Below are 24,396 nucleotides of genomic sequence, written 5' to 3' on the forward strand. Positions count from 1 at the left end.
GATTGTCGGGAGAAGGGATGGGGATGTCCGAGCAGTTTCCGGACTGGTTCGTCGAACGCTTCGCCGATTACTGGCAGTCCGGCGGCGCGTCGCGCATCGAGGGCCGCATCATGGGCTACCTGCTCATCGACGAAACCCCCGGCGTCAGCGCTGCGGAACTGGCCGAGGCGCTGGGCATTTCGCGCGGTTCGGTCTCGAGCTATGTACGACGACTCATCGCCCGTGGCTTCGTCAAACAGGTACGACGACCGAAAGACCGTGTGCACTACTACGTCATGGATTCCGACGTGTGGGGCGGGTTCCTCGAGAACGAACACGCGTATCTGGAGAACCAGCGTGCGCTGGCGACGGAAGCGCTGAAATACGCCGACCCGAGTGGGCCGGCGTACCTCCGCGTCCTGAACATGCGCGACTACATGGGGTGGATCATCGACAACCGGATGCTCCGCAGTGAATGGAATCGGTTCAAGCAGGAGCGGGACGGGCGCTGACGCACCCGTGAGTGCATAGTTGGCCTCTGGACCAACCATCCACACACGGGCGGCGCAGCCGCACTACAACTTGCCGACGGCCTCGTCGATCATCGGCACATAACGCTCGAGTGCCCACGGGACGGTCAGCGGATTGATGATCGACGACCCCGTCACGAAGGGCTGCTCGGTCGGCGCGACGACGGATCCCCTGGAGACAGCCGGGATCTGGTTGTACGCGGGCTGCGCCTCGGTCTCCGTGCGGTTTTCGGGGTCCGAATAGAACGTGAAGATCAGGTCCGAATCGTTCAGCAGGTTCGCGTTCTCCAGTCCGATGACGGACGAGTCGGTGCCCTCGGTCTCGTCGAGCGTGTAGACGACGGGATCGACCTGGAGGCCGAGCGCGCGGACCATCGCCACTCGCTGCTCCTCGGCGAGGAACACGCCGAGCGTCCCCGGACCCGTGTTGTAGATGTAGGAGAACGTGACGTCCTTGTACTCCGGGTGAGCCGCGGTGGCGTCGTCGAACTGGGTTTTGATCTTCTCGATCTCGTCGGCGGCCTTGGCTTCCTCACCCATGGCCTTGCCGATGACGGAGATCTGGTCTTCCCACGTGATCGTCCACGGCTGCTCCTCGTAGGCAACGACCGGCGCGAACGCGTTCAGTGCGTCGAACTGCTGCTGTGTGATGCCGGACCACGGCGCGAGGATCAGATCCGGGTCGAGCGCGAGGATGGCCTCGATGTTCAATTCGGTTCCGCCGGTGAACTGTTCGGGCAGCTGGTCGTCCTCCAGGGCCTCGTCGATCCACGGCAGGTAGCCGGACTCGTCGCTCCCCCACGGATATTCCTCGACGCCGACGGGCACGGTACCGAGCGCGATGGCCGTCTCCGCGGAACCCATTCCGAGGGTCACGATGCGCTCGGGCTTCTCCGTGATGACTGCCTGGCCGAGTGCGGAGTCGATCGTCACCGTCTCGAAACTGCTGCCCGACGCGTCGGCGGTGGCCTCGTCGGTCGACGAGCTGCACCCCGCGAGTACGAGGGCTGCTGCCATGAAGCCGGACACCGCTGTGCGCCGGAGGAGGAGGTGTCGCATCGAAACCCTTTCGCTAGTCGTGAGTGCTTATGTATAGCCCTCTATACATTTCTGCTCACGAGGGGTTTACCCTAGGCTTACCTACCCCGAAATTTCAAATACTGTGAAACTTCACGCCCGCTACGGTGGATCCATGAGCCTGCCCACTCCAGCCCCCGATCGCACCGCAGTGGTGACCGGCGCGTCGTCGGGAATCGGTGAAGAAATCGCGCGCGAACTCACCCGCCGTGGCCACGGCGTCACCCTCGTCGCGCGGCGCGAGGACAAACTGGCCGCGTTGGCCGCCGAGCTCGGCGACCGCGCTCACGTTCTGGCGGCCGATCTGTCGAACAGATCGGAACGCGCCGGCCTGCTCGGTCGGGTCGAGGCCCTCGGTCTGACGCCGGACATCCTGGTCAACAACGCGGGCTTGTCGACGCTCGGGCCCGTCGCCGCGTCCGATCCCGACGCAGAACTGAACATGATCGAGGTCGACGTCGCATCCGTCGTCGACCTGTGCAGCCGTTTCCTGCCCGGCATGACTGCCCGAAAGCGCGGCGCCGTGCTCAACGTCGCCTCGACCGCCGCGTTCCAGCCGCTGCCCGGCCAGGCCGGATACGCCGCGTGCAAGGCGTTCGTGCTGTCCTACACGCAGAGCCTGACCGGCGAGCTGAAGGGCACCGGCGTGACCGCGACCGCATTGTGCCCCGGCCCCGTCGACACCGGATTCGGTGAGGCTGCGGGCTTTTCGAAGGAAGACGCCGACGCGGCGCTGCCGAAAGTCATGTGGGTGCCCGCCGACGTCGTGGCGAAAACCGCGGTCGACGGCATGGACAAGGGTCAGATGGTCGCCATACCGGGAACCGTCAACCGTGTGGCATCGATATTCGCGTCCATGACGCCCCGTACGTTGTTGGTACCCATGCTCGCTCGCAACCACCCAGGACTCCGGAGGGGACAATGACCCGTGAGATGACCGTCTCGGACAGCGTCGTCGTGCATGCCGACGCCGAGACTCTGTACGCCGCGATCAGCGATCCGACTCGAATGGGAACCTGGAGTCCGGAGAACCTCGGAGCCGTCGTCACCGCACCACGCGAGAGCGCTTATGTGGGTATGGAATTCGTGGGCCGTAACAAACGCGGAGGAGCGACGTGGGTGACGCGCTGCACCGTCACGGTCGCCGACCCGGGTAAAGCGTTCGAATTCCGCGTCCATGCGATCGGGGTCAAGAAGCCGCGGCTGAACGCCGCCAACGCAACTTGGCGCTACGATTTCGAGCCCGCGGACGGCGGCACCAAGGTCACCGAGACCTGGACCGACGATCGCCGAAAGTGGCCCGACGCAGCCGCATTGGTATTCGACAAGATCGTCACACGCGGCAAGACGTTCCCACAGTTCCAGCGTCGAAACATCCGGAAGACGCTGGACAACCTCCGGCAGGCCTACGCCCGAACGTAGCCGTCGACGAGGAAGTCGATGCCCTGCATGTAGGTCTCCTTCGTGGCGGCATCGGGCCGATCCTCGATCGCCGCAACGAGATTCGGCAACTGCCCGGCACCGATGCTCCACACTCTGACGGTCATCGGTGACGGGTCGCTGTCGGGCCGCGGTGCCGTCGCCGACAGATTCAGAATCGCGCCGAGCGTGTAGTTCCACAACGCTCGGTACATGATCATGCCCTGACTCGGCGTCATACCCAATTCTGTTGCAGCGCCCAGGATTCGGTCCACAAGCCACAGCGCGCCCGCCCCTCCCCTGTTGCCTGTTCGCAGCACGTCCGCGATCCACCGGTCACTCGCGAGGACGTCGAACACGTCGCCGATCAGAGTCCTGATGCGTTCGCGGGGATCCTCGGGGAGCTCGATCGACGGAAACGACGTCGACACCTCGTCGAGCACGAGCGACAACAGTTGCTCGCGATCCCCGACGTGCCGATAGATCGCCATCGGCGATACCCCCACGTCCGACGCCAACGAGCGCATGCTGAAACCGTCGACCCCTCCCGACTCGAGTTGAGCCTTGGCCGCTGCGACGATCTGCTCGCGTGTCACCGTCGGCGGCCTGCCGCGTCGGGGCGTTCGGGGAGTCACGTCTGCAGTCAATCACGGTTGCGTCTCAGTCGTAGGTAAGGTAAACCTTCTTCATTATGAGAGACCGTCCACTAAATCCAAGCCTGGTGCTGACCGCAGCCGCACTGGCCCAGTTCCTCGTCGCATTCGACATGTCCGTCATGAACGTTGCACTGCCCGATATCCAGTTGTCGCTCGGCTTCACCGACGCCGACCTGTCGTGGGTCGTGGGCGCCTATGCGCTCGCGTTCGGCGGGTTGCTGCTTCTCGGTGGGAGGTTGTGCGACCTCGTCGGCACCCGTCGGGTATTGCTGGCAGGTTTCGCCGTGTTCGGCGTGGTCAGCGCCCTCGGCGCGCTTGCGACCGAGCCGTGGATGTTGATCGCGGCTCGCGCAATTCAAGGTCTCGGGGCGGCACTTATCGCGCCGGCTGGACTCGCTGCGTTGAGCGCGACCTTCCCCACGGGCAAGGAACGCGCCAAGGCATTCGGCATCGGAGCGATGGCGTCGGCAGGCGGCGGTGCGATCGGCGTCGTGCTCAGCGGCGTGCTCACCGACGCCGTCGACTGGCGGCTCGTGATGTTCTCGGCGGTGCCGTTCGTCGCCGTCGCGGCGATCGCGGCCTACGTCGGAATGCCCGCGCACGCCTCGGCGCGCACCGGGACGCTGGATGTCGCCGGGGCCGTGCTGGTGACCGCGGCCTTGGTGATGCTCGCGTACACCGTCATCCAGACCGAGGACCGCGGCTGGTCCGACGGGCTGATACTCGCCGGATTCGCTCTGACCGTCGTACTGCTGGTTGCTTTCGTCGTCGTCGAGAATCGCGTCGCCGAGCCGTTGGTGCGGTTCGAGACTCTGAGGCGCCCCCGCATCGCCATGGCGAACGTCATCATGTGCGTGCTGTGCGCCGCGCAGTTCAGCGGCTTCTTCTTCGTGTCGCTGTACTTGCAGCGTGGGCTCGGATATTCGCCTACCAGAACGGGTCTCGCATTTCTGCCGTTCTGCGTCGGGCTGGTCGTCGCGATCATCGCCTCGACGAAGTTGCTACCACGCGTAGGTGCGAAGCCGTTGTTGACGGTCGGCACCGCGATGGCGTCGGTCGGGCTGTTCTGGTTCTCCCGCATGGACGTCGGCGGCGACTTTCTCGCGACGCTGCTCGGCCCGTCGCTGATGCTGAGCCTCGGCGTCGGACTCAGTTTCATGCCGTTGTCCAACATCGCCACCGCCGACCTGCCCGCCGACGAGGTCGGGATGGCGTCGGGACTGCTCAGTACGTCGCGGCAGATCGGCGGCTCGATCGGCTTGGCGGCGTTGGTGTCCGTCGCGGCGGCGGCGACGGCGCGCTACGACGGGCCTGCCCTGGACGGACTGGTCGACGGCTATGGCGCCGCACTGCTCGCGTGCGCCGGGCTGCTCGCCGTCGGGTTCGTGCTGTCGCTTGTGTTCCCGAAAGCTCAGGTCCTCTCGGACAGCCCGCGCACGTAGGCCGCCTGGCCCGCGTGTTGAAGGTCGTCGGAGATGACCGACACCAGACGCGTACCGAGTGTGACCGGCGGATCCCAATTCTCGTCGACGACGCGGTCGAGGTCCTCTGCCGTCAACGATTCGACGTAGGCTGTCGTCTTCGCGTGCACGGCGTCGTGGTAGTTGCGCAGCAGATCGGCGCTGCTCGTGACCGCCGCGACGTCGTCGGAGCTCTGTCCGTAGCCGATCGCGTCGTCGTCGAACGGCAGAGCAAAGCGATCGTTCCAGCCGTCGGCGGTCCAGACCTGCTCGCTGCCTGCGACCCCGGCGACGTGGTCGTCCTGCACTCGGGTGAGGTGCCAGATCAGCCAGGCGACCGTATTGGCGTCGGGATCCGGGCGGTAGGTCAGGGCTTCGGCGGGGATGTCGTCGAGGGTGTCGTGGACGACGCCTTTGATGCGTTCGAAGGCGTCGGCGAGTACTGCTGCGTGGTTCATCGGGCTCCTTTCAGTCGCATGTGCACGGAACTACATAGCGGGCTATGTAGTTCCGTGCACATGGGGTACCCGGGTTCGGAATTTCCAAGACCGCCGGTCCCGTTGCACAAGAAATGAAGGCAATCACCTATTCCGAGACCGGCTCCTCCTCCGTCCTACACCTCGTCGATCGAGAGCCGGGTGAGCCAGGGCCGGGTGAGGTCAGGGTGAAGGTCGCCATCTCCGGCGTGAACCCGACCGACTGGAAGAACCGCTCCGGCGCCACGGGATCACTGGCATTCGACGAGGCCGTACCCAATCAGGATGGCGCGGGCATCGTCGACGCGGCGGGTCCGGGTGTGGAGGGCCTGGCCGTCGGCGATCGGGTGTGGCTGTATTTGTCGCAGTACCAGCGGCCGACCGGAACGGCGCAGGAGTACACCGTTGCCCTCGCCGAGCACGTCGTACGACTACCCGAGGGCGTCTCGTTCGACGTCGGTGCCAGCCTCGGCGTTCCTGCCATGACCGCGCACCGTGCGTTGACGGTGTCCGAGGACGGGCCGTCGCGTCTGCACCCGGGAGCATTGCAGGGCAAGACCGTGCTGGTCGCGGGTGGTGCGGGAGCCGTAGGACATGCGGCGATCCAGCTGGCCCGCTGGGCAGGCGCGACGGTCGTGACGACCGTCAGCGGCCCGGAGAAAGGCGCGCTCGCGACGGCAGCAGGTGCCCATCACGTCGTGAACTACAAGACCGGCGATGCGGCCTCCGAGATTCGCACGATCGCACCGGACGGCGTCGACCTGATCGTCGAGGTCGCGCCTGCACAGAACGCTGAGTTGAACGCGTCGGTCGCCGGTCCCCGTGCGTCGATCGCGGTGTACGCCAACAACGGCGGCGATACCGTCACCCTGGACGTCCGGCCGAACATGGTCTCGAACGCTCGCTACCAGTTCGTGCTGTTGTACACCGTCGGCGACGCGGCGTTGAAGGCCGCGCAGGACGACGTCAACGAAGCGGCTCGAGCGGGTGTACTCGAGGTCGGGGAAGCGGCAGGCCTTCCACTACACCGCTATTCGCTCGCCGACACCGCAGCTGCCCACGACGCCGTCGAGAACGGCGCCGTGGGGAAGGTGCTGATCGACATCTAGGGGCCTTCGGCCCATGTGCACGGAAATACATAGCACCCTCTGGTCGCTCCGCAGGCTACGCTCCTGCCGCTATGTATTTTCGTGCACATGCGGCGAAGCCGCACTCCCGTGAAACTCGTCCTCCGCCTGCAGCATTCCGGAGAACCAAGCATCGAGGGTGGCGTCGTCGATCGACTCCGGCATCGCATCGACCTCGCGCGCCAACGCCTCTACCTGTGCGACGAAGGCCGGCTCGGTGTGCATGAGAATCCAATCCTGCAGGGCCGGTTCACGTTCGACGCCGGTAGCCAACGCCTCGCGGCACCACGACAGGTACAGCGTCTCGGCCGCGAACATGCCGACGAGCGCCGCAGCTCGACCGTGCTCGCGAGCCAGGCCCAATGCGTACGTCGACAGCACCGACGATTCGGCTACCAGCGCGTCGATGTCCCCGCCGTACGGGAACTTCTCACGCAGGTCGGCGAAGTACTGGCGCTGCTCGCCGACGAGATTGGACATCGAGACGACGTGATCTTTCGCGTCGTCCAACGACTCCGATTCGGCCACGACGAGACCGAGGATGCGCACGGCGGTCAGCACGAACGCCTCCTCGATGACGAGATACCGTCGAAAATCTTTGTCGGACAACGTCCCGGCAATGGAGTCGGCGATGAATTTCACGCCGCGGGACTTCGCGAGCGCGATCTGTTGCCGCTCGACCAGCTCGTCGGAACGGCTCATTCGCCCGCGACCCACGTGATCAGGCCGTCGAACAGATCGGTGTAGCCCGGCCACTGTTCGCAGAACTCGGGCGGTGCCCAGTGCGGCGAGCAATCGGAGGTGAAGACCACCGAGCGGCCCGAGCCGTACTCCCCCGCCACGACGAGCGGGTCGCCGTTGATCGTCGCAGGCACTGTCGTTCCGTCCTTCGCGACGACGCGGTTGTATCCGAGCAGCGACGGCCACTCGCCTCCGCTGCCACCGAGTGCGGCGTGCGACGGGTCGTCGACCTGGGGAGTCATGCCGCCGGGGGTTTCGACGCGATCGTCCTCCGGCAGCATCGTGACCGGAAGCGCGTCGGCCAGCGCGGTCTGACGGAACGCGCCGCGCGCTTGGAACCCGGAGAACGACAGGTACCCGCCGATCATCATCAACGCGCCACCGCCCGACACCCAGTCGCGCAGTGCGACGAGCCGATCCTCGCCTGCCTGGAATCTGTCGAACACACCGGGCGCCAACTGAATCGAGTTGGCGCCGATGTCGGACAGTACGACGACGTCGTACTCGGACAGCGCCTCGGCGGTGCCCGGAAACTGCGTCGGCACCAGATGGGCCGGCATGTGTACGACGTCGTGTCCGCGGGACGTCAGTGCGTCCTTCAGCGGCCCGACACCTTCGACGTAGGAATGCACGGTGAACTCGTCGACGCCCTTGACGTGCGTGGATGTGGTCATCCAGCTCTCGCCTGCGATCAGAACTTTCTTGCCCATCAGTCTTCTCTATCCTTTTCCGGCGTGCTCGAAGAGCGCCCTGGGGTTGTCTCGCATCAGCGAGGACACGTGCTGTGGGTCCATTCCGCTACGCACGAGGCGCGCAGCGAAAGAGACAGGTACATAGGCGAATCCGTTGCCACCGTGTTTCCGGAGCATCGATTTCAGAAAGAGGTCGTGGCTCAGCAACAGCTGTTCCCGATAGCCGCCGCCGACCAGGCCCTGAATCGCGAGTGCTGTTTCCGCTGGATGCGGCGATTGCCCTTCTCCTGGGAATTCGAACGGCATTCCGATCATGTCGAATTCGAGGTAGACCCCGCGGTCGGCGATCGAGCACTGGTAGTCGGGATCGCTGCCCGACGGGTCCATGTGGCACAACACGACCGCGGACGGATCGACGCCCATTTCGTCGACGACGATATCGAGGACGTCGTGGCCGAATCTCTTCCATCCCGGAAGGTGAACGAACAGAGGAACATTCACTTCGCGCTGCGCAACACATGCAGCTCGCAGTGCCTTCGCTTCGTTCGGCGTGAACGACGGCGACACACCGATCTCTCCGATCACACCCGGGCTCGGCAGGTCACTCGGCGCGAATTCCTCGATCAACGACGCGGCCAGCATGTCGACGCCGAGCTCGTCGACCTCGGCAGGGTGAGTGGATTCCAGGTACCACCCGGATCCCATCACGACCCGTACGCCGGAAGCCTCGGAGTACTCGGCCAAGACCTCGGGTCGACGCCCGATCCCCGGCGGGGTCAGATCGACGATCGTCGTTCCGCCGATGTCCGCGAACCGTTTCAGGTCGTCGAGCACCGCTGCCGCGTCGTCGACCCGGCAGTTGTCGAGGCTGTTGTACGGATTGTCGTGCAGCAGCCACGCGTCTTCTGCTCTCACCTGCCCCTTCAACGTGCGTGCGACGACCGGATCCAGCGACTCGGTGTAGGCAACCGACGCGTCGTTGTGCAGATGTTCGTGCGGCAGAACGAGTCCGAGCTCGGACGAATCGATCGGGCCGGTGACCGTCTGCACTCTCATCGGCGCCCCGGTGCGCTCTGCAGGTGCTTCCACAGGTGAGCGAGCGAGTGTCCACGCATGTTGATCCAGATCGCCACCAGCAGAACGATTCCCGTGATGATCGGCGTCAGGAACGGGCTGACGCCGAGCAGCGTGAGGCCGTTGGCGATGATGCCGGTCAGTACCGCACCGATGACCGTGCCGACGACGGTTCCGCGTCCACCGAACAGGTTGGTGCCGCCCAGCACGACGGCCGTGATGACCGTGAGTTCGAATCCGTTGGCGGAGTTGGCCGATCCCGATCCGAGGCGCGCAGCGATCAGCAAGCCCGCGATTCCGGCGGCGAGGCCGGTGAACACGAGCGTCATCATCAGCACGCGGCGGGTGTTGACGCCCGAGCGTCGCACGGACTCGACGTTGGAACCGATGCCGGTGACGTAGCGCCCGAACCTGGTGCGATTCAACGCCACTGCGCCGATCACGACGACGATCAATGCGATCCATGCGCTCGCCGAGAAGCCGAGCCACGATGCGGTGCCCAACTTCGCGAAGGCGGTTCCCGGCGTGATCGGAACGGAGAAGCCCTCGGTGCGATACAGCGCGATGCCGCGAATGATCGACAGCGTCGCGAGCGTGACGATGAACGGCGGAATGCCCTGGTACGCGGCAAGCCAACCGTTGACCAAGCCCCACGCCGCGCCCATGAACGGCGCGGCGACGAACACTACCGAGGAGTCGACGCCTGCCTGAATCAGTTCGGCGCTCATCGCGGCGACGAAGGCCACCGTCGCGCCGACCGACAGGTCGATCTGGCCGGTGGTGATCACGAACGTCATCGCGACCGCGATGATGAGCACCGGCGCAATCTGCGTCGCGAGGTTGGAGATGTTGGTGAACGTCAGGAACGACGACGTAGTCACCGAGAACACCAGCGCCACAGCCACTGTCACCGCGAGCATCGCGAGCGTCGGCTTGTTCAGGGACTGCCAGAACGTGGGCCTGGCCGCCAGCTTCTTCACCGACGGCTGCGCGTTCTTGTCGAGGGTGATCATGATTTTCCTCCCTGCGGAACAGGTGTGCGGGTGATCAGCCCGACGAGCGATTCGATGTTCAGGTCGCCGATGGGAACGTCGTCGACGCTCTCGCCCTCGTACATGACGGTGATGCGGTCACAGACACGGAACAAGTCCTGCAACCGGTGTGTCACGAGGATGACACCGACGCCCTGTGCGGCGACGTCGGTGATCAGCTTCAGTACCGACTCGACCTCGGCGACGGCGAGTGCTGCCGTCGGCTCGTCGAGGATCAGCACGTCCGGCTTGAACGACACGGCGCGAGCGATCGCGACGGTCTGCCGCTGCCCGCCGGACAGTTGGCCGATCTCCTGGTACGTCGACTTGACCTTGACGTGCAGGTCGGCCAGGATCTCCGCGGCCTTGGAATGCATGCCGTGGCGATCGAGGAACGGCCCCTTCCTCGGCTCGCGGCCGAGAAAGAGGTTGCTGGCGACGTCGAGCGTGTCGCACAGAGCCAGGTCCTGATAGACGATGCCGATCTTCTTCTGCTGTGCGTCGAGAGGCGTCGAGAACCTCACCGGCTCTCCGTCGACGCGCATCTCTCCGCCGTCGTGTTGGACGGCGCCGGCAAGGATTTTCATGAGCGTCGACTTGCCGGCGCCGTTGTCTCCGACGACCCCCAGCACTTCACCCTTGGCGAGCCGAAGATCGACTCCGCGAAGGGACTTGACGGGGCCGTACGATTTGGTGATTCCCGACAGCTCGATGAGAGGTGCCATCACTTCTCCAGGTAGTAGAGGTAGTCGTCGACGTTGTCCGGGGTGACGATCTGCGTCGGGACCGGGATGTCGGCGGGTGCGCCGCGACCACAGCCGAGGTCGATCGCCGCGTTCATGGCTTCGTAGCCGAACTCGAAGGTGTTCTGCTGCACGACGCCCTTCAGCCAGCCTGCGTTCAGTGCGCTGACTGCCTGATCGGACAGATCCCAGCCGACGGCCTGGACACGGTCTTGCGCGCTCTGGCTGTTGACGGCGGCGACGAGGCCGATCAGTGCGGGCTCACCGGTCGCGTAGACGTACTCCATGTCGGGGTTGCCGGTCAGCAGATTCTCGGCCGCGGTCTGCGCGTTCTCCTGGATGTTGCGGCCGTCGACGACGGTTCCGACCGTCATGCCCGCGGCGGAGACGGTGTCGGTGAAGCCCTTCTGACGCTCGAGCTGGATGGTGCTGTTGAGTGCACCGACGATGCCGACCGTCCCGGTACCGCCGGACAGCTCGGTGAGCGTGTCACCGATCTGGATTCCGCCTTGCTCGTTCGCAGTTCCGACCTGAGTGGAGACGGCCGGGTCGTCGACGGTCGCATCGACTGCGACGACGGGGATGCCGGCCGCGTCGGCCTTCACGATGGACGGCTTGATGCCGTCGGTGTCGATGGCGTCGACGATGATGGCGTCCACTCCGGACGCGATCAGGTTGTCGAATGCGTTGGCCTGCGTGACGGAATCGTCGTTGCCGCTGATGATCTGGAGATCGACGCCGGTCTGGTCGGCGATCTTCTGGGCAGCGGTGTTGATCTGGTTGAAGAACAGCGCCTGCAGGTTGATGGTCACCAGACCGACCTTGAGCGTGCCGTTCTTGCCCTCGCAGGTGTCGGCGACGCGGGCGGGCTCCGGAATGAAGGCCGCCGCAGCCGAACCGTCACCCGAGTCGCTGGGCGAGGCCGAGTCACATGCGGTGAGCGACAACGCCAATGCAGCGCCGACGACGAGCGGAAGTGCGCGTTTCATCATGGGATCTCCTGAAGGTCTAGTGAGCTGTGGGCAGTGAAAGCGAGCAGTTCGGTAAGAGTCGGGCAGCCGCGTGGGCCGGCAGTCGCGCACGCCATCGCGGCCGACGCACCGGCGAGGCGGGCGGCGTCGAGCGGGGTTCTCCCGCCGTCGACGAGCGCAATGTACGTGCCGCAGAAGCAATCTCCGGCCCCGACGGCATCGATGACGTCGACCTTGACCGCAGGTTCGGTGGTTCTTTCCCCACTCGGTGTGATGAGTGACCAGCCGCGGTCTCCATCGGTGAGGACCAGGTGGGTGTCGTGCTCGGCGGCAAGATCAGCCGATCGGTCGTCGTCGATGCCGAAGGCCCGTTGCCACAGGCTGCGGCCGACGATGACGTGATCGGCCAGCGCGAACGCACGCAACGCCGCGCCCTGATCCTCGCAGCCGTCGAGGTCGATGGCGACGCTGACACCGTCGGGCAGTCCATCGGGAAGGAATGCCGCGCGGTAGCCGTCGACGAACAGACGGCCGCCACCCGCGTCGGCGATTTTCCTGATCACCGCGGCGATGCGCGGTGCGTCGTTGGCGTCGTCCTGACTGATGATCGAGCGGTCGCCGCCCTCGGCGATGAGGACGACCGCCGTCGACAGGAACGCGTCGCGCGGTGCCCAGCTGGTGTCGACGCCGTCGCGCTCGAGGTTGCCGAGGAACTCGTCCGAACGGACGTCGGAACCGACGGCTCCGGCGAAGCGTACGGTGGCTCCCATCCGCGCGGCGGAAACCGCGGCGTTGGCGTTCATACCACCGTCGATCGAGATGATCGACGTGGCCTGGACACGCTCACCGAGAACCGGGACGTGCGGAACCTGCACCGTCACATCGTTGTTGGCGTATCCGCAGAAGACGATCACGTCATTTACCTGCCGCGCGAGCGAGGGTACGGACCTTGTCACCTGCGACGCGGCCCCACCAGCGGCTGTTCTCCTTGACCGAGGACGCGATGATCGCGCCGTCGCACTCCTTCATCAACGCCGCGACGTTCCCGGCGGTGATCCCGGAACCGATGATGACGGGGAGAACGGTATTGGATTTGATCAGCGACACCTCGTCGACCGACGCTGCGTCACCGGTGCGAGACCCTGTGGCGATGAGGACGTCGGCGTCGAAGAACTCGGCGTCCTCGGTCTGCTCGGCGATGGATCGGTCGGCGACGATGGCATGGGCACCGTGCTTGACGTGCACGTCCGCGAAGATGCGCACCGGATCGGCACCGATGCGATGACGGAACCGTGTGGTCTTGGCGGCCTGGCCTTCGATGAAGCCCTCGTTTGCCACGTAGGCGTTGGCCCACTGGTTGACGCGTACGAAGCTGGCCCCGGCAGCCCAGGCTGCGGCGACACCGCACTCGCCTGCGTTGGACAGAATGGAGACGCCGACGTTCTTTCCGAACTCGGCGACAACCGCCGCGGTGACGACGCCCATGCTGGCGGCCGTCTCGTACCCGTGCTCGCCGGGCTTGAGGAACGGTATGTCCCAATGGTTCTCGACGATGACACCGTCGAACCCGTTGTCGATGTAGGCGTGGGCCTCCTCGACGGCGAACGCGGAGATCTCGGACACCGGCATGCCCTTGTAGTGCGGACTTCCCGGCAATGCGGGGAGGTGGATCGCGCCGATCAGGGACGGACTGCCTGCGAACATCTCGGCGAGTGCAGATGGCTTTGCCGGGAAGACTCCCAGCGGGGACGTACTCACGAAACGACTCCTTGGACTGAACTTCAGAACATTGGATGTAATCGATTGCCTTGCGTATATGCACCGTAAGCGATCGTCACCCAGTTGTGTCAAGGTTTTCTCGAGTCGTTTATGTAAACGATTACCTCTACTGTGTTACATGCGGGGCAGAAGACCCCGCGGTTCGCTAACGTCGCACGCGAAAGGAGGCCCATGCGCAAGGCAACCATCCGTGACGTCGCGGAGCGTGCAGGTGTGTCGACGGCAACGGTGTCGAGGGCGCTGTCGGGCTCACGCCCTGTCTCCGACGAACTGATGAAGACCATCCGGCAAGCCGCAGACGACCTCGGTTACTCGGGCAACATCATCGCCAGCTCGCTGCGCCGCAGCCGCACGGACACTGTCGGCATGGTCGTACCCAGTATCGCGAACCCGTTCTTCACCTCGCTCGTCGAGAACGTGGAACACGTCCTGTCACAGCGCGGGCTTCAGCTGTTCCTGTGCGATTCACGCTCGGACCCCGACGTCGAGGCGCAGCGCCTCCGCAGCCTCGTCTCGCGCCAGGTCGACGGCATCATCATCAGCCCGTGCCACGGTGCACGCTCCGCCGAAGCAGTGCGCATCAGCGCAAAGGCGCTTCCCGTCGTACAACTCGACAGGTTCGCGCTCGACACACACACCGACTGGGTCGGGGTCGACGACGATGCCGCACAAGCGCTCGTCATGGATCATCTTGCATCCCTTGGTGTTCGGACCGCCGCGTTCGTCAGTTCGGAACTGACCAACTCCTCGACCGAGCTGCGTCGCGCAGGATTCTTCCGGCACGCGTCGCGCGTCGGAATCGAGACGCGGGACGAGTGGACCCTGCTCGGCGCCTACTCCATCGAATGGGGACGCGACGCGTCACATGCCTTGTTGGCCAGCGACTTTCGACCCGATGCGGTGGTCTGCGCGGACGATCTGATCGCGCTCGGCGTCCTGCAGTCCTGCCAAGCCCTCGGCCTGTCGGTACCCGAGGACGTCATGGTCACCGGCTTCGACGACATTCCGTTCTCGGCCCTGAGCAGTCCCCCGCTGACCACAGTCCGTCAACCCCAGGAGCGCATCGCGATCGAGGCCGCTCGGCTGCTCGACCAAGCGATGAACGACGCCGTCACGGGCGCGGCGCACATCGCGCTGAAACCCCAACTGGTGGTGCGTCAGTCGACCGTCGGCCAGGCCCGCGTCACGGCGGTGTAAGCATCGACGGCTGCGTCGATCTCGGCGAGCGACACACTCTCGTTCGCGGCGTGCATCAGCGCTGGGGTGCCAGGACCCCACACGACGATCGGTGCGGTCGGCGCTGCCGCCGCCAGAATCGACGCGTCCGTGAAGTACGTGACGGGGCCGTCCGCGAGGGTTGTCTGCAGTGACGTCACCCAGTCGTCGTCGGAGGGCGTGCGTACCCCGGGCAGATCGATCCGGGCCTCGACGCGATCCACTTCCGGTTGACTCGTCCACCAATCCAACAGGTTTCGGCCGTCGCCGACGGTGCGATGATCGACGACCACGTGTGCCGCGTCGGGCACGATGTTCGGGGCCGACCCGCCGTCGATCGTGCCGACGTTGAACGTCTCCGCGCCCAGGAACGGATCTTCTCCGAGTGGCAGTTCGGCGCGCGCACGGGCAAGAACGTCGACGAGCTTCATGATCGCGCTCTCGCCCTTCTGCGGCGTACTGCCATGTGCCGCAACGCCGGTCGTCGTGACGTCCAACCACAGCGCACCGCGGTGGCCGAGGTGGATGCTGTTGCCCGTCGCCTCGGGAACGATGACGGCACCGATCTTGTTTTCTGCCACTGCATGCCTCGCCGCCTGCGCGCCCAGTGAGCCGATCTCCTCGTCGCTCGTCAGCAACAGTGCGACCGGTACGCCGCGCTCGGCCGCATCGATGACCGCTGCCGTCGCCGCGACCACGCCTGCCTTCATGTCCGACGTGCCCCGCCCCTGCAGCACGCCGTCCTCGATGGACGCGGCGAACGGGTCGAACTCCCAGTGCCCGAGGTCGCCCGGCGGCACAGTGTCGACGTGGCATGCGAAGACGAGTCGCTTCGCCGACGGCGGCGCCTCGTTGGTCAGCAGCAGCCAGGGGTGAGCGCTGTCGGGTTGACCCTCGACCGTGACCTGCACGCGAGACGCGATCAGCGAGACGATCGTGTCCATCGAAAGACGCTGTGGGGCCGGGTCACCCGACACCGTACGTTGAGCGACGAGTTCACGGAGCAGGCCGGTGGAATCCATGACTCCAGTATGCGGCTTCGCCGCATGTGCACGAAAATACATAGTGGGGTATGTATTTTCGTGCACGTGCGTTCATGCCTTCGAGATGGTCGGCAGCGTGGACCACGGGAAATTTATCCAGCGATCGGTCTCGCGCCAGGAGAAATCCGGGGCAACGATGGACTGCGGCTTGGTATAGATGACGGCCGACTTCACGTCGTCCGTGTGCTTCTTCAACAGCTCGACGACGAGCGCGAGGGTGCGTCCCGAATCCGCGACGTCGTCGACGACCAGCAGTCGCTTGCCGACGACCGAATCGGTGTCGAGGAGCGGTTCGAGCACGATCGGGTTCGGCAGGGTCTCCTCGATGTCGGAGTAGAACTCGACGTTGAGAGTGCCCGCAGCCTTGACTCCCATCGCGTAGGCGATCGCCCCTGCAGGAATGAGGCCGCCGCGTGCGATCGCGATGACGATGTCGGGGACGAAACCGCTGTCGACGATCTTCGTCGTCAGCTCGCGCGAGGCGGCGCCGAACGTGTCCCAGGTGAGCACTTCGCGAGCAGGTTCGGTCATGGGGCGATTATGCGCCTGTAGCGTCGTGTTTGCTGAATCGGCAAACGATGTTGCGCATCGACGACAGCGCTGGCAGTCTCGTGTCATGCACACACACGACGAGCAGCCCGTCTTCGATCAGCCGTTCTGGGACAACCTGTACACCGAACAGGCGCAGCGCTGGAGCGGCAACGCCAACCCCGTCCTCGTCACCGAGGCATCCAAACTGACCCCGGGCACCGCGCTCGACATCGGAAGCGGTGAGGGCGGCGACGCACGGTGGCTCGCCGACCACGGCTGGACCACCACCGGCGCCGACATCTCGGAGGTCGCCATCGATCGGGCCCGCGCGGAGCAGGGCGACCGGAACATCGAATGGCTGCACCGCGACCTGCTCACGTGGGAGCCGGAGACGCAGTACGACCTGGTCACCGCTCACTTCTTCCAGCTGCCTCCGCACCAGATCGGGCCGGCGTTCCAGCGATTCGGCAGCGCCGTCGCGCCCGGTGGCCACCTCCTGATCGTCGGACACAGCCCCCACGACCACCTCGCATCGCAGCACCAGCACGCGCAGATGCTGTTCGGCGTCGAGGCGATCACGTCACTGTTCGACGACGCGCACTGGACGACCGTCGTCGCCGAGGACCGCCCGCGTCCCGGCATCGACCCCGACGGCACCCCTGCCGAGCGAAAGGACACGGTGGTTCTGCTGCGGCGAGCCTGAGTGTGCGTGAGCGAATGTGGCCTTCGGTCACTTGAAGTGACCGAATGTGACATTCGCTCACAAACCAGCGCAGGTCTGCTGGTCGCAGCTCGATTCGTCGGAAGTCGGTCGTCGGTCTGACAGCGCTGCGGGGGCGATAGACTGGCCGTACGCTCCGGGGGTCCTCGGTACGCCCACCCCCTGGAAGGCTTCGACATCACACCACCGTCCTCACCCCACGACATCTATCTCGTACCGCCCGAGAACGAGTCCGAGAACTCCGTCTCCGGTGGATCCGCGCGATCCGTGGCACGGCTGACCGACCGCGACGACGTCATCCCGTTCGACGGCCGGTTCGCGCTTGCGATCACGTCGACGACGCCCCACCAGGCGATGGTCGAGGACCTGCTCTTCATCCGGAACGTCCTCGACGACGCCGACATCGCGTACCTCCTCGTCCGCGGCAACGACGAACGGCCCGTCATCGCCGTGGACAGCACCGTGCGGGACGCTCTGCGCGAAGCGCTGGTCGCGGCGTGCCGAAGCGAGCCGTTCTACTGCAAGACCGTCGACGTCAAACGCGGGAAAGCAGTCCTCGTCGCCGACGGCATGCCCATCGACGCAGCCGATGCTCGCATCTTCCGCCTGTATCGACCGCGCGCCGAACCCGTCAGCGGACTGAACTACGGCGCATCGACGGCGGTCCAGATCGAACTCTGGACATTCTCCCCGACCGAAGTCGTTCTGCCCGTCGAGAATTCGCTGACGCGTCGTACCATCGAGCGAAGCGAGGCAGTCCGCGGAACCGTCGAGCGATTCGGCAAGACGTGGCCGACCATCGAGAACATGTTCGCCGCACACGCGTCGGACATCGATTTCGACATCGACATCGTCTTCTCCTGGGTCGACGGTTCGTCCGCGGAATTCCAGGCACAACGGGCCCGCCGGATGAAGAACTACGTCGTCGGCGAGGGCGACGACTCACCTGCGCGCTTCCGGCAGATCGACGAGCTCAAGTACGCGCTTCGATCGGTGCACATGTACGCGCCGTGGATCCGACGCATCTTCGTCGCAACGGATTCGGATCGACCCGAATGGCTCGCCGACGACCCGCGCGTGACGTTCGTGCCGAGCGAGACGTTCTTCGTCGACACATCCGTTCTGCCGACGCACAATTCGCAGGCGGTGGAGTGCCAGCTGCACCACATTCCTGGCCTGTCCGAGCACTTCCTGTACTCGAACGACGACATGTTCTTCGGCCGTCCCGTCGGTCCACAGATGTTCTTCTCCCCCGGTGGAATCAGCATGTTCATCGAGGCGACGACGCGAATTGGGTTGGGCTACAACGACGCCGACCGCAGCGGCTTCGAGAACGCGGCACGCGTCAACCGTCGACTCCTGCAGGATCGATTCGGACGCATGACCACTCGGCACCTCGAGCACGCGGCAACACCGCTGCGCAAGAGCGTCATGCAGGAAATGGAGAACGAATTTCCCGACGAATTCGCCTCCACCGCAGCCAGTGTGTTCCGTGCAAGCACCAACATCTCGGTCACGAACTCGCTGTACCACTACTACGCACTGATGAGCGGCAAAGCCGTCGTGCAGCGTGACGCGCGGGTGAAGTACATCGACACCACCTCGCACGCCGGCCTGCACGCGATGGAAGGCCTCCTGCCCAAACGCGCCATGGATTTCTTCTGCCTCAACGACGGAAGCTTCCCCGAAGTGGACCTCGACGTCCGCACCCGACGCGTCACCGAGTTCCTCGAGCGCTACTACCCGATCGTCGCGCCCTGGGAGAGCTAGAGCGAGACCGTCGAATGCCTTGTGCTGTCGGCGATTCGGACGCCGTTCGCTGCGAGGCGGCGCGCGACCTCGTCGGCAGGCACGTACTCACCCACCGTGTCGTACGAGCCGATCGGCACGACGGAATGAACGACGGTGTCGTCGTACACCTGCACCAGATTGAAGGCTTGCGCGCCGTCGCGGCCGCGAATGGCTCCCGGCTCGACACCCAAGTCCTGGGTGTAGCAGGTCGCCGACGCCACCGACACCGGGATTCCGGCGAACGTCGCCGACGTCGAATAGTGAAGATGCCCTGCCAGGATCGAGCGCACATCGGTTCCACGCAGAACGTCCGCAAGGTTCTTCTGATCCAGTAACTCGACGAGAACAGCGAGATCCAGCACCGCCGGAACCGGCGGGTGATGCATCGCGAGAATCGTGCCGAACTCGGCAGGCTCGGCGAGAACATCTGCGAGCCAGTGTAATTGGTCGTCGGATATCTCGCCGTGGTGATGGCCGGGGACCGTCGAATCGAGCGTGACGACGCGAAGCCCGTCGATGTCGTGCACTTGATCGATCGACCCCGTCGAAGGAATCTCGTCGAGCAACCGGGTGCGGAAGGTCGCCCGGTCGTCGTGATTGCCCATCGCCCAGACGATCTGGGCGCCCAGCGCTTCCGCGACTGGTTCGACCAGGGACCTCAGTGTGTCGTATGCACGAGATTCGCCGCGGTCGGTCAGGTCGCCGGTGAACACCAGCGCGTCGGGACGAACCTCCGATGCCTCGATGTTCGCCAGCACACGGCTCAACCGGGCTTCGCTGTCGACGGCACCGTAGAGGTCACCGTCGGCGATGAGATGCGTGTCGGTGATGTGCAGCAAACAGTGATTCGGCCGCGGATACTCCGCTGTCCGAGCCTTCATCGGTCTCTCGCTTCCGATTCGACATCAGTGGTTCCTACGAGTTCACAGTAACCACCCTTCCTGAAACTAACCTTCGGAATACGGGACGAGAACACTGCGGAAACACGAAGCCGGTGCCTGAAAAGCACTCGGCATCCCCGGACACCCCGGATGATCTAGATTGAGGTGCACTCCATCCGAGAGGAAGTGCACATGTTGCTCACTCGATCGAAGATCGCTGCTGTCACCGCAGCCGTAGCCGCCAGTCTGACGTTCGGCTCGGGCGTCGCCGCTGCCCAGGATCTGCCGACCGTCGTGCTCGTGCACGGCGCCTTCGCGGACACGTCCAGTTGGGACGGTGTCGCGTCCGACCTGCGGGCACGCGGCTACGACGTCGTCGTTCCCGACAACCCACTACGTGGCCCCGGCTACGACTCCGCCGCCGTCGAGAGCGTCGTCGAGGACATCGACGGTCCGGTCGTGCTCGTCGGCCACTCCTACGGCGGCACCGTCATCACCAACGTCCATGCCGACAACGTCGAATCGCTCGTCTACGTGGCGGCCTTCGTGCCCGCCGCGGGTGAGCCCGCCGCGCTGGCACTCGACCCGTTCCGGTTCGGGCTGACGTCACTGGTACCGCCGGTGCTCGGACTCGAGATCGTCGACGACTCCACCAACATCATCGGCAAGAACGTCGATTCGTACATCGACCCCGCGCTGTTCCGGCAGTACTTCGCGCCCGACGTCAGCGACGAGCAGGCATCGAAGATGATCGCGAGCCAGAAGTCCATCGCCGCGACCGCCCTCGTCGAACCGAGCGAGCCGCCGTCGTGGGCGGACACGCCCAGCTACGCCCTGATCCCGCAGCAGGACCAGATCATCCCGCCTGCATCGGAGAAGTTCATGGCCGAACGCGCGGGCGCGAAGATCACCGAGGTACCCGGGTCCCACGCAGTGCTCGTGTCGAACCCGGGTGCCGTCGTGGATCTGGTGGTGCAGGCGTCCTAGGCGCTCCGCGCATGTGTGCGGAAATACATAGCCCGCTATGTATTTTCGTGCACGGGCGCTGCCAGGCGCCTCAGATGATCATCCGCACCACCGAGCGTGTGCTCGATCGCCGTCAGACGCGAAACATAATGTCCGACGGGGTATTCGGCGGTCACGCCGATACCGCCGTGCAGCTGGATCGCCTCCTGCCCGAGCTTGCGCGACGACCGTGAAATCTGCAGCTTCGCCCGCGACGCGACGACAGGATCCACCACGTCGTCGGCGAGGTTCATCGTCGCGTACAACGACATGCTCCGCGCCAACTCCAACAGCACGTACATGTCGGCCGCCCGGAACGTCAGCGCCTGGAACTTCGCGAGCGGAACGCCGAACTGCTTGCGCTGCTTCAGATAATCGGTCGTCAGGCGCAGCGCCTCTTCCATCGCTCCGACTGCCTCGGCGCACAACGCTGCCTGCGCGCGCACCTCCGACGCTTCGATCGCCGACGTCGCATCGCCTCCGTCGCCGAGTGGCTCCGCCGCCACGTCCGCGAACGAGATCTGCGCCGCCCGCCCGCCATCGTGGGTGCGATATCCCGTGCGCGTCAAGCCGTTCGCGTCACCGTCGACCAGGAAGAGTCCGACGCCACCGCCAGGCAGCGTCGCGCTGACGACGAGCGTATCCGCGCTCGCGCCGTGGGGCACTGGATTCTTGACCCCGTTCAACGCCCAGGATCCACCGTCCTCGGTGGCCGTCGTTCCGACGGTGATGTTCGGCCAGCGGCTTCCGGTTTCGTTGTGCGCGAACGCAAGAAGCGTCGTGCCCTCGGCGACACCGGGCAGGATTCGCCGACGCTGATCAGTGCTACCGACGTCGGAGATCAGGCCGCCGGGAACAAGGACGGCGTCGAGAATCGGTTCGGGTGCCAGGCGTCGACCCACCTCGGTCATGACGGCCATGATCTCCACCGGACCGGCATCCATACCGCCGTCGTCCTCGGCGAAACTCAGCCCGAGCAGGCCGACCTCGGCGAGCTGCTTCCACACTGCCGTCGACCAGCCTGGGTCGTCGGCGACGATCTTGTTGCGCTTCTCGGTGTCGTAGGCGCGGGTGAGCACCTCACGAGTGGTGTCCCGGAGAAGTTTCTGTTCTTCGTTCAGTTCGAAATCCATGGCTGAAACCTCACAATCCGAGAATCGTCGACGCGATGATCTGACGCTGCACTTCGTTGGAGCCGCCGTAGATCGACACCTTGCGGTAGTTGAGATACGTCGGCACCGACCGTTGTGCCCAACCGGGACTGTCGATGTCGTCACCTGCCTGGTACGGCAACGAGTCCGGTCCGGCGATGTCCATCAGCAACTCGGTGACCGACTGCTGCAGCTCCGAACCGCGAAGCTTCAGAATCGACGACGCCGGGTTCGGCTTACCGTCCGATGACGACGAAATCAGCCGCAGCTGAGTCACATCGAGAGCCTGCACTTCGTTGTCGAGCTCCGCGAACCGAGCCGCGAACGCCGGATCGTCCAGGAGTGTGCCGTTGCCCAGCCTGATCGCGGCCGCGTGCTCCCTCGCCTGCTCGAGCCAGACCTTGGTGTGCCCGAGTCGCGTGATGCCGGTGCGCTCGTTGCCGAGCAGGAACTTCGCGTAACTCCATCCCGAGTTCTCTTCACCCACAAGGTTTTCCGCAGGTACGCGCACGTCCTCGAAGAACACCTCGTTGACCTCGACGCTGCCGTCGATCAACTTGATCGGGCGCATCGTGATGCCGGGAGTCTTCAGATCGATCAGCAGGAACGAGATTCCGGCCTGCTTCTTCGGAGCGTCGGGATTGGTCCGGACGAGCGCGAAGATCCAATCCGCGTACTGCCCCAGCGTCGTCCATGTCTTCTGGCCGTTGACGATGTAGTCGTCCCCGTCGCGCCTGGCCGTCGTACGCAGGGACGCGAGGTCCGAGCCTGCTTCCGGCTCCGAGAATCCCTGACACCACCAGATGTCGAGATTCGCCGTGGGCGGTAGGAATTTCTCCTTCTGCTCCTGCGAACCGAACGTCGCGATGACCGGCCCGACCATCGACGCGTTGAACGTCAACGGCTCCGGAACCGATGCCAGCTGCATCTCGTGGAGCCAGATGTGGCGCTGTGTCTCGGTCCACTCCCGTCCGCCGAACTCGACGGGCCAGTTGGGCACGGCCAATCCATTGGCGTTGAGAAGACGCATCGTCGTGACCATGTCGTCACGCGTCAGTTCGATGCCCACCCTGCTCTTCTCGCGGATCTCCGCGGGTATCTCGGTGGTGAAGAACGTCCGCATCTCCTCGCGGAATGCAGCTTCCTCTTCTGTCAGGGCAAGATTCATGAGATCCCTCCGCTTAACTTCCACATATGTCACCTCGACCGTACTCCCCGGTAACTGGGATACTCTGCGGTTACTATGACTTTTCTGGCGCTGGTTCGGCACGGTGAAACCGACTGGAATCTGCACGGGCGCCTGCAGGGCAGCTCCGACATCCCGCTGAATGCGACGGGACAGGCGCAGGCACGTGAGGCCGTCTACGAACTGGAAGGCCGTTCGTGGGACCTTCTCGCCAGCTCGCCGCTGTCCCGCGCCGCCGAGACCGCCGACATCATCGGCTCTCACCTCGGCATCGCGCGCACCGCGACCTATCCCGATCTCGCCGAACGGCACTTCGGCGAGGCCGAGGGATTCACCGACTACGACGCCTATTCCCGCTGGCCGCACGGCATGTATCCCGGCCTGGAGACACGTCGGGATCTGATGATCCGCGGCGTGCGAGCCGTCGACGAGATCGCGTCGACGCATCCGGATTCCTCCGTCATCGCCGTCGCCCACGGCGGCGTCATACGCGCAATCTTCGACGCGATCCGCGGGGTCGCGTCGCCGCGCATTCTCAATTGCGGCGTCTCGACGTTGACGCACGACGGAACCGCGTGGACCGTGGAGACGATCAACAGCGTTCCCGCACGAAGGACGTGGTGAGATGAACATCGAGCGGAGAATCTCCGAACTCGGATTCGTACTGCCCGATCAGGCGCAGGCGCCGCCCGGATTCGAGTTCGCGTTCGAGTGGGCTCGTGTGCGAGGCAACCGCGTGTACGTGTCCGGCCATTCGCCACTCCACGCCGACGGCACACTCGCCGGGCCGTTCGGGGCCGTCCCGTCGAAAGTCACTCTCGACGCAGCCACCGACGCAGCCCGAGACTCCGCGCTCGCCGCGCTCGCGAGTGTCCGACGGGCCATCGGCGATCTCGATCGAATCAGCGCATGGCTCACCGTGTCCGGGATGGTCAACGCCGACCACGGATTCACGCAGACGACGACGGCGATCAACGGCTTCTCCGACGTCGTCGTGCAGATCTTCGGACCCGAGATCGGCGCACATGCTCGCACCGCCGTCGGAGTGGCAGCACTCCCGATGAACAACGCCGTGGTTGTATCGGCAGAGATCGAAATCGACGGCTAGGAAGGCACT

The 24,396-nt window shown here is 65.0% G+C and carries 27 protein-coding genes; 11 read left to right on the top strand and 16 right to left on the bottom strand.

The features are described from left to right. Positions 1–23: 23 nt before the first annotated feature. The gene (locus CHB96_RS11880; RefSeq protein ID WP_089246744.1) at positions 24–491 is read left to right on the top strand and encodes a GbsR/MarR family transcriptional regulator; all 468 of its coding nucleotides are present in this window, start codon (positions 24–26) and stop codon (positions 489–491) included. A gap of 63 nt (positions 492–554) precedes the next feature. On the opposite strand, the gene CHB96_RS11885 is transcribed toward CHB96_RS11880, so the two are convergent. Continuing rightward, entirely contained in the window at positions 555–1,568 is a 1,014-nt protein-coding gene (locus CHB96_RS11885; RefSeq protein ID WP_089246341.1) for an iron-siderophore ABC transporter substrate-binding protein, read from the bottom strand. A gap of 133 nt (positions 1,569–1,701) precedes the next feature. Here CHB96_RS11885 and CHB96_RS11890 point away from each other — a divergent pair, with 133 nt between their 5' ends. Beyond that, a complete protein-coding gene (locus CHB96_RS11890; RefSeq protein WP_089246746.1) occupies positions 1,702–2,511 on the top strand; it encodes an SDR family NAD(P)-dependent oxidoreductase in 810 nt (269 codons plus the stop codon). Then, positions 2,508–3,008 carry an SRPBCC family protein gene (locus tag CHB96_RS11895; RefSeq protein WP_089246343.1) on the top strand — a complete coding sequence of 167 codons (501 nt, stop codon included), beginning with the start codon at positions 2,508–2,510 and terminating at the stop codon, positions 3,006–3,008. Before CHB96_RS11890 ends, CHB96_RS11895 begins: the two co-directional genes overlap by 4 nt. Here the strand turns inward: CHB96_RS11895 and CHB96_RS11900 are convergent. Next, entirely contained in the window at positions 2,993–3,640 is a 648-nt protein-coding gene (locus CHB96_RS11900; RefSeq protein WP_089246345.1) for a TetR/AcrR family transcriptional regulator, read from the bottom strand. The two genes, CHB96_RS11895 and CHB96_RS11900, sit on opposite strands and share 16 nt — an antisense overlap. Positions 3,641–3,726: 86 nt before the next feature. On the opposite strand from CHB96_RS11900, the gene CHB96_RS11905 reads away from it, so the two are divergent. Further along, on the top strand, positions 3,727–5,103 hold the full coding sequence (locus CHB96_RS11905; RefSeq protein ID WP_245865516.1) for an MFS transporter: 1,377 nt from the start codon (positions 3,727–3,729) through the stop codon (positions 5,101–5,103). Here CHB96_RS11905 and CHB96_RS11910 read toward each other — a convergent pair. Continuing rightward, positions 5,073–5,579 carry a mycothiol transferase gene (locus CHB96_RS11910; protein WP_089246349.1) on the bottom strand — a complete coding sequence of 169 codons (507 nt, stop codon included), beginning with the start codon at positions 5,577–5,579 and terminating at the stop codon, positions 5,073–5,075. The genes CHB96_RS11905 and CHB96_RS11910 overlap by 31 nt on opposite strands. 113 nt (positions 5,580–5,692) lie before the next feature. Between CHB96_RS11910 and CHB96_RS11915 the strand changes: the two genes are divergently transcribed. Continuing rightward, a complete protein-coding gene (locus CHB96_RS11915) occupies positions 5,693–6,706 on the top strand; it encodes an NADPH:quinone reductase (protein ID WP_089246351.1) in 1,014 nt (337 codons plus the stop codon). Positions 6,707–6,775: 69 nt separating this feature from the next. Here CHB96_RS11915 and CHB96_RS11920 read toward each other — a convergent pair whose 3' ends face one another. Genes CHB96_RS11920 through CHB96_RS11955 form a run of 8 tightly spaced genes read right to left on the bottom strand, consistent with a single transcriptional unit; the run spans position 6,776 to position 13,734 of the window. Then, positions 6,776–7,426 carry a TenA family protein gene (locus CHB96_RS11920; protein WP_089246353.1) on the bottom strand — a complete coding sequence of 217 codons (651 nt, stop codon included), beginning with the start codon at positions 7,424–7,426 and terminating at the stop codon, positions 6,776–6,778. Beyond that, complete coding sequence (locus CHB96_RS11925) at positions 7,423–8,175, bottom strand: glutamine amidotransferase (RefSeq protein ID WP_089246355.1); 753 nt, start codon at positions 8,173–8,175, stop codon at positions 7,423–7,425. The genes CHB96_RS11920 and CHB96_RS11925 overlap by 4 nt, the downstream gene beginning before the upstream one ends. A gap of 9 nt (positions 8,176–8,184) precedes the next feature. Then, positions 8,185–9,213 (bottom strand): phosphotriesterase family protein, encoded by a 1,029-nt coding sequence (locus CHB96_RS11930; protein ID WP_089246748.1) that lies wholly within the window; start codon positions 9,211–9,213, stop codon positions 8,185–8,187. Further along, complete coding sequence (locus CHB96_RS11935) at positions 9,210–10,244, bottom strand: ABC transporter permease (RefSeq protein ID WP_089246357.1); 1,035 nt, start codon at positions 10,242–10,244, stop codon at positions 9,210–9,212. The genes CHB96_RS11930 and CHB96_RS11935 overlap by 4 nt, the downstream gene beginning before the upstream one ends. Then, complete coding sequence (locus CHB96_RS11940) at positions 10,241–10,987, bottom strand: ATP-binding cassette domain-containing protein (protein WP_176444259.1); 747 nt, start codon at positions 10,985–10,987, stop codon at positions 10,241–10,243. Before CHB96_RS11940 ends, CHB96_RS11935 begins: the two co-directional genes overlap by 4 nt. Then, a complete protein-coding gene (locus CHB96_RS11945; RefSeq protein ID WP_089246361.1) occupies positions 10,987–11,997 on the bottom strand; it encodes a substrate-binding domain-containing protein in 1,011 nt (336 codons plus the stop codon). Before CHB96_RS11945 ends, CHB96_RS11940 begins: the two co-directional genes overlap by 1 nt. After that, complete coding sequence (locus tag CHB96_RS11950; protein ID WP_089246363.1) at positions 11,994–12,890, bottom strand: carbohydrate kinase family protein; 897 nt, start codon at positions 12,888–12,890, stop codon at positions 11,994–11,996. Before CHB96_RS11950 ends, CHB96_RS11945 begins: the two co-directional genes overlap by 4 nt. A gap of 1 nt (position 12,891) precedes the next feature. Beyond that, positions 12,892–13,734, bottom strand: coding sequence for a BtpA/SgcQ family protein (locus CHB96_RS11955; protein WP_089246365.1), 843 nt, complete (start codon positions 13,732–13,734; stop codon positions 12,892–12,894). Positions 13,735–13,926: 192 nt separating this feature from the next. On the opposite strand from CHB96_RS11955, the gene CHB96_RS11960 reads away from it, so the two are divergent. Beyond that, complete coding sequence (locus tag CHB96_RS11960) at positions 13,927–14,952, top strand: LacI family DNA-binding transcriptional regulator (RefSeq protein ID WP_089246367.1); 1,026 nt, start codon at positions 13,927–13,929, stop codon at positions 14,950–14,952. Here CHB96_RS11960 and CHB96_RS11965 read toward each other — a convergent pair. Both CHB96_RS11965 and CHB96_RS11970 read right to left on the bottom strand, forming a co-directional pair. Then, complete coding sequence (locus CHB96_RS11965; RefSeq protein WP_089246369.1) at positions 14,913–15,992, bottom strand: M20 family metallopeptidase; 1,080 nt, start codon at positions 15,990–15,992, stop codon at positions 14,913–14,915. The two genes, CHB96_RS11960 and CHB96_RS11965, sit on opposite strands and share 40 nt — an antisense overlap. A 72-nt stretch (positions 15,993–16,064) precedes the next feature. Then, a complete protein-coding gene (locus CHB96_RS11970) occupies positions 16,065–16,544 on the bottom strand; it encodes a phosphoribosyltransferase (RefSeq protein ID WP_089246371.1) in 480 nt (159 codons plus the stop codon). An 85-nt stretch (positions 16,545–16,629) separates the two neighbouring features. Between CHB96_RS11970 and CHB96_RS11975 the strand changes: the two genes are divergently transcribed. Together CHB96_RS11975 and CHB96_RS11980 are read left to right on the top strand one after the other, a co-directional pair. Continuing rightward, the gene (locus CHB96_RS11975) at positions 16,630–17,247 is read left to right on the top strand and encodes a class I SAM-dependent methyltransferase (RefSeq protein ID WP_089246373.1); all 618 of its coding nucleotides are present in this window, start codon (positions 16,630–16,632) and stop codon (positions 17,245–17,247) included. 294 nt (positions 17,248–17,541) lie between these two features. Further along, positions 17,542–19,035: a stealth family protein gene (locus tag CHB96_RS11980; protein ID WP_371829008.1), complete on the top strand. Its 1,494-nt coding sequence runs from the start codon at positions 17,542–17,544 to the stop codon at positions 19,033–19,035. Here the strand turns inward: CHB96_RS11980 and CHB96_RS11985 are convergent. Continuing rightward, entirely contained in the window at positions 19,032–19,937 is a 906-nt protein-coding gene (locus CHB96_RS11985; protein WP_089246375.1) for a phosphodiesterase, read from the bottom strand. The genes CHB96_RS11980 and CHB96_RS11985 overlap by 4 nt on opposite strands. Before the next feature lie 192 nt (positions 19,938–20,129). Here CHB96_RS11985 and CHB96_RS11990 point away from each other — a divergent pair, with 192 nt between their 5' ends. Further along, a complete protein-coding gene (locus tag CHB96_RS11990; RefSeq protein ID WP_089246377.1) occupies positions 20,130–20,924 on the top strand; it encodes an alpha/beta fold hydrolase in 795 nt (264 codons plus the stop codon). A gap of 35 nt (positions 20,925–20,959) precedes the next feature. Here the strand turns inward: CHB96_RS11990 and CHB96_RS11995 are convergent, their stop codons facing one another. Further along, complete coding sequence (locus CHB96_RS11995) at positions 20,960–22,075, bottom strand: acyl-CoA dehydrogenase family protein (RefSeq protein ID WP_089246379.1); 1,116 nt, start codon at positions 22,073–22,075, stop codon at positions 20,960–20,962. A 10-nt stretch (positions 22,076–22,085) separates the two neighbouring features. Then, entirely contained in the window at positions 22,086–23,261 is a 1,176-nt protein-coding gene (locus CHB96_RS12000; RefSeq protein WP_089246381.1) for an acyl-CoA dehydrogenase family protein, read from the bottom strand. A gap of 75 nt (positions 23,262–23,336) precedes the next feature. Here CHB96_RS12000 and CHB96_RS12005 point away from each other — a divergent pair, with 75 nt between their 5' ends. Together CHB96_RS12005 and CHB96_RS12010 are read left to right on the top strand one after the other, a co-directional pair. After that, on the top strand, positions 23,337–23,903 hold the full coding sequence (locus tag CHB96_RS12005) for a histidine phosphatase family protein (RefSeq protein ID WP_089246383.1): 567 nt from the start codon (positions 23,337–23,339) through the stop codon (positions 23,901–23,903). A 1-nt stretch (position 23,904) separates the two neighbouring features. Continuing rightward, entirely contained in the window at positions 23,905–24,387 is a 483-nt protein-coding gene (locus CHB96_RS12010; RefSeq protein ID WP_089246385.1) for a RidA family protein, read from the top strand. Positions 24,388–24,396: the final 9 nt, after the last annotated feature.

The organism is Rhodococcoides kyotonense, from assembly GCF_900188125.1.
Classification (GTDB): Bacteria; Actinomycetota; Actinomycetes; order Mycobacteriales; family Mycobacteriaceae; genus Rhodococcoides; species Rhodococcoides kyotonense.

Excerpts from the sequence above, each read along its gene's own strand:
- CHB96_RS11880 (WP_089246744.1), top strand. The coding sequence starts at position 24 with ATGTCCGAGCAGTTTCCGGACTGGTTCGTCGAACGCTTCGCCGATTAC.
- CHB96_RS11885 (WP_089246341.1), bottom strand. The coding sequence starts at position 1,568 with ATGCGACACCTCCTCCTCCGGCGCACAGCGGTGTCCGGCTTCATGGCA.
- CHB96_RS11890 (WP_089246746.1), top strand. The coding sequence starts at position 1,702 with ATGAGCCTGCCCACTCCAGCCCCCGATCGCACCGCAGTGGTGACCGGC.
- CHB96_RS11895 (WP_089246343.1), top strand. The coding sequence starts at position 2,508 with ATGACCCGTGAGATGACCGTCTCGGACAGCGTCGTCGTGCATGCCGAC.
- CHB96_RS11910 (WP_089246349.1), bottom strand. The coding sequence starts at position 5,579 with ATGAACCACGCAGCAGTACTCGCCGACGCCTTCGAACGCATCAAAGGC.
- CHB96_RS11915 (WP_089246351.1), top strand. The coding sequence starts at position 5,693 with ATGAAGGCAATCACCTATTCCGAGACCGGCTCCTCCTCCGTCCTACAC.
- CHB96_RS11920 (WP_089246353.1), bottom strand. The coding sequence starts at position 7,426 with ATGAGCCGTTCCGACGAGCTGGTCGAGCGGCAACAGATCGCGCTCGCG.
- CHB96_RS11925 (WP_089246355.1), bottom strand. The coding sequence starts at position 8,175 with ATGGGCAAGAAAGTTCTGATCGCAGGCGAGAGCTGGATGACCACATCC.
- CHB96_RS11930 (WP_089246748.1), bottom strand. The coding sequence starts at position 9,213 with ATGAGAGTGCAGACGGTCACCGGCCCGATCGATTCGTCCGAGCTCGGA.
- CHB96_RS11935 (WP_089246357.1), bottom strand. The coding sequence starts at position 10,244 with ATGATCACCCTCGACAAGAACGCGCAGCCGTCGGTGAAGAAGCTGGCG.
- CHB96_RS11940 (WP_176444259.1), bottom strand. The coding sequence starts at position 10,987 with ATGGCACCTCTCATCGAGCTGTCGGGAATCACCAAATCGTACGGCCCC.
- CHB96_RS11945 (WP_089246361.1), bottom strand. The coding sequence starts at position 11,997 with ATGATGAAACGCGCACTTCCGCTCGTCGTCGGCGCTGCATTGGCGTTG.
- CHB96_RS11960 (WP_089246367.1), top strand. The coding sequence starts at position 13,927 with ATGCGCAAGGCAACCATCCGTGACGTCGCGGAGCGTGCAGGTGTGTCG.
- CHB96_RS11965 (WP_089246369.1), bottom strand. The coding sequence starts at position 15,992 with ATGGATTCCACCGGCCTGCTCCGTGAACTCGTCGCTCAACGTACGGTG.
- CHB96_RS11970 (WP_089246371.1), bottom strand. The coding sequence starts at position 16,544 with ATGACCGAACCTGCTCGCGAAGTGCTCACCTGGGACACGTTCGGCGCC.
- CHB96_RS11975 (WP_089246373.1), top strand. The coding sequence starts at position 16,630 with ATGCACACACACGACGAGCAGCCCGTCTTCGATCAGCCGTTCTGGGAC.
- CHB96_RS11985 (WP_089246375.1), bottom strand. The coding sequence starts at position 19,937 with ATGAAGGCTCGGACAGCGGAGTATCCGCGGCCGAATCACTGTTTGCTG.
- CHB96_RS11990 (WP_089246377.1), top strand. The coding sequence starts at position 20,130 with ATGTTGCTCACTCGATCGAAGATCGCTGCTGTCACCGCAGCCGTAGCC.
- CHB96_RS11995 (WP_089246379.1), bottom strand. The coding sequence starts at position 22,075 with ATGGATTTCGAACTGAACGAAGAACAGAAACTTCTCCGGGACACCACT.
- CHB96_RS12000 (WP_089246381.1), bottom strand. The coding sequence starts at position 23,261 with ATGAATCTTGCCCTGACAGAAGAGGAAGCTGCATTCCGCGAGGAGATG.
- CHB96_RS12005 (WP_089246383.1), top strand. The coding sequence starts at position 23,337 with ATGACTTTTCTGGCGCTGGTTCGGCACGGTGAAACCGACTGGAATCTG.
- CHB96_RS12010 (WP_089246385.1), top strand. The coding sequence starts at position 23,905 with ATGAACATCGAGCGGAGAATCTCCGAACTCGGATTCGTACTGCCCGAT.